This is a genomic window from Rhodoluna sp. (assembly GCF_049276775.1).
GTDB lineage: Bacteria > Actinomycetota > Actinomycetes > Actinomycetales > Microbacteriaceae > Rhodoluna.
On record NZ_JBASXC010000083.1, the window covers coordinates 1 to 2,844 of the forward strand.

Here is a 2,844-nt window from a genome sequence, read left to right on the forward strand (position 1 = left end):
GTCGCGCTTGGCCGATTGATAGCAATTGCGCTGTTTTGAACTAGAGGTGTTGAAGTCATGCCTTAATGATAACCCGAGAATCCGCGTCAAATAGGCAAATTGACCTCGGTTCGCACAAATATTCATCGCTAAGATTTGGGATATGAATTCTCAAATCAGTTGGCCAAAAATCCTTGCCAAGCTAATTGCAAAACAAGACTTGGATCGCACTGAGGCAACCTGGGCGATGACACAAATCATGGCCGGCGATTCCAGCGATGCGGAAATCGCCGCATTCATGTTGGCTCTGCGCTCCAAAGGAGAAACTGTCTCGGAGCTTGCCGGTCTGGTGGATGTCATGCTGAAACATTCCGTGCTTTTGGACACCGGCAACGACGCTCTGGACATCGTTGGAACCGGTGGAGATTTGGTTGGCACCGTCAACGTCTCCAGCATGGCCTCAATTTTGGCTTCGGCTGCTGGGGTTCCAGTGCTAAAACATGGCTCAAAATCCGCATCGGGAAAAACCGGCTCATCGGAGATGCTTGAGGTGCTCGGAATCAAGTTGGATTTGTCACCGCAGCGGGTGGCCGACGTTTTTAGAGAGATTGGCATTACGTTTTTCTTCGCCCCGGTTTTTCACCCGGCCATGAGGCACGTGGCACCGATTAGAAAACAGCTGGGGGTGCCAACCACCTTCAATTTCTTAGGTCCCTTGGCAAACCCGGCACAGCCAATAGCGACTTCGCTGGGGGTGGCAAACCTCCAAATTGCACCCCTAATGGCCCAAGAATTAGCCGAAAGAGGCCGTTTTGGCCTCGTTTTTAGGGGTGATGATGGTCTCGACGAGCTAACCACCACCACAACCAGCACCGTTTGGACCGTCACCCCGGAAGGGGTTCAGCAACACGAGCTCGATCCAGCCGATTTTGGGATCGCAACTGTCTCTCAGGACGCCCTGCTGGGCGGCAATGCCCAGCACAATGCCCAGGTAGCAAGGGATCTATTCGCCGGAATTACTCAAAACCAGCTGGGAGCGGTCAGAGATATTGTAATTTTGAACGCCGCAGGGGGAGTGGTGGCCTATCAGGCGGCCAAAAACCCTCAGCTCAGCGGCGCAAGCCTAAGAAATCAGTTCGAATCGGCAATTCAGCTGGTGACAACTGCACTGGATTCGGGCGCTGGAGCCAACAAGCTCGAGCAATGGGTTAGCGCCACTCAAAAGTAGAGAAGATTACGCCGCAGGGGGAAGTGGCCCCAAGGCCCAATAATCCTTTACTTGACATAATGTACATTATCGGCTTACGCATCTGAACTAGCCCAGTCCCACCAGTAGTTCCGCTAGCCCCGGCGGGCCCACAGGCTCCCCAGATGCTCGTAACGATTCAATGTCCCACCAGCGCACGTCCAGAATGTCCCGGTGTTCCTCTGGAGTCCAAAACGTGCGATCAATTCCGAATTCTTTTCGAACTTGTAATTTAAAAAAATGAGCCACACCTGTCTCGTAATTGCCATTTTTCCAGTCCTGTCGGAACTCAATCTCGGCAACTTTTGGTCCAAAATCGGCCGGGCTGATAGCCAATCCGGTCTCCTCCAGAAGCTCCCTGGAGGCCGCTAGCAAGAGGTCTTCATCGGGCTCGATTCCGCCTCCAGGGCTCACCCAGCGCGGCTCCAGGCCACTTTCGGGGCTCCAGTGGGAAAACATCAATAAGAACCGCCCCGAGTCGGCCTTGAGCGCGATTCGAGCGGTTTCACGGTGTCTGATAAGGCCCAAAACCGCTAACCCTTGGGGATTTTGAAGAATTTCAGGGATAGCTGGACCAGGTAGCCAATACTGAGGGCAAATATCAAGGTTCCCTCACGCACTTGGCCGCCCATGAGCCAGCCAATGGTCAAAACGGTGCCCTCGTAGGCGGTTCGAACAAGCCAAAACGGCTTATCCAAAGCGTTGGCTGTCCCCTGCATTAGCCCATCCCTGGGACCCGATCCAAGCTGCGAGCTGATGTATAAACCGGTTGCGATCGCAACAATGACTACTCCGATCAAGAACATGATCAGCTGTTGCCAATAAAGCTCAAAATCAGGCAGCACCAGTAGCCAGAAGTCTGCGAAAAGACCGATCAAGATTGCGTTGGCAACGGTTCCAATGCCGGGTTTTACCTTCAAAGGGATCCAAGCTAACAGCACCAGTGCGCTGACAACCACGGTTGAAACACCAAAGGTCAATCCGGTTTGGACGGAAATGCCCTGGGCGAAGACGTCCCAGGGGGCGATGCCAAGACTTGCCTGCACGGTCATCGCAACACCCAGCCCGTAGACAAATAGTCCAAAAATGAGAATCACTAGCCGCTTGGGCAAGCTACGGTTGGAATCAGGGAGCACCCATGAAGACTACTGGCTATTTAGGAACTCACCCTGAGACCAGGCCCCGTATTTTTGCCCATCGTGGTCTTACCTTCCAGGGCAATACTCAGGTTGCCGATGAGAATACCCTCACCGCTTTCGAGCTCGCCTTGGAAGCTGGCGCGGATTATCTCGAATCCGATATTCAGGTGACCAAGGACGGCGTGCCCGTGCTGTTCCACGACGAGGACCTAAAGAGACTTTTGGGCAAAAAGACCCTGATCTCTGATCTAACCCTCTCGGAGGTGAAAACGGTGCGCCTTCCCCTCCAAGGTCAAATTCCAACCCTGTCGGAGGCACTTAGTAAATTCCCCGACGCCAAGTTCAATTTGGACATAAAAACTTCCCGAGGTGAGCAAGTTGGAATCACGACGATTTTGGAATCGGGTGCGGCGGAACGTGTTCTGGTTTCAAGCTTCAGTGAAGGCTCGAGAAAAAGAGCGCTCGCAAACAGCCCCACTC

At 53.3% G+C, this 2,844-nt stretch carries 4 protein-coding genes; 2 read left to right on the top strand and 2 right to left on the bottom strand.

Translation table 11 applies throughout. The features are described 5' to 3' along the window. Positions 1–142: 142 nt before the first annotated feature. Complete coding sequence (gene trpD, locus WAO31_RS05760) at positions 143–1,207, top strand: anthranilate phosphoribosyltransferase (RefSeq protein WP_509591337.1); 1,065 nt, start codon at positions 143–145, stop codon at positions 1,205–1,207. Positions 1,208–1,294: 87 nt separating this feature from the next. Here the strand turns inward: trpD and WAO31_RS05765 are convergent, their stop codons facing one another. Both WAO31_RS05765 and yczE read right to left on the bottom strand, forming a co-directional pair. Next, positions 1,295–1,753 carry an NUDIX domain-containing protein gene (locus WAO31_RS05765; protein WP_509591339.1) on the bottom strand — a complete coding sequence of 153 codons (459 nt, stop codon included), beginning with the start codon at positions 1,751–1,753 and terminating at the stop codon, positions 1,295–1,297. 5 nt (positions 1,754–1,758) lie between these two features. After that, on the bottom strand, positions 1,759–2,322 hold the full coding sequence (gene yczE / locus WAO31_RS05770; protein WP_509591341.1) for a membrane protein YczE: 564 nt from the start codon (positions 2,320–2,322) through the stop codon (positions 1,759–1,761). Between the two features lie 41 nt (positions 2,323–2,363). On the opposite strand from yczE, the gene WAO31_RS05775 reads away from it, so the two are divergent. After that, the coding region (locus WAO31_RS05775; RefSeq protein WP_509591343.1) for a glycerophosphodiester phosphodiesterase at positions 2,364–2,844 on the top strand (481 nt) is incomplete at its 3' end.

Bases quoted from the DNA above. Each gene is read 5' to 3' on its own strand.
- trpD (WP_509591337.1), top strand. From the start codon at position 143: ATGAATTCTCAAATCAGTTGGCCAAAAATCCTTGCCAAGCTAATTGCA.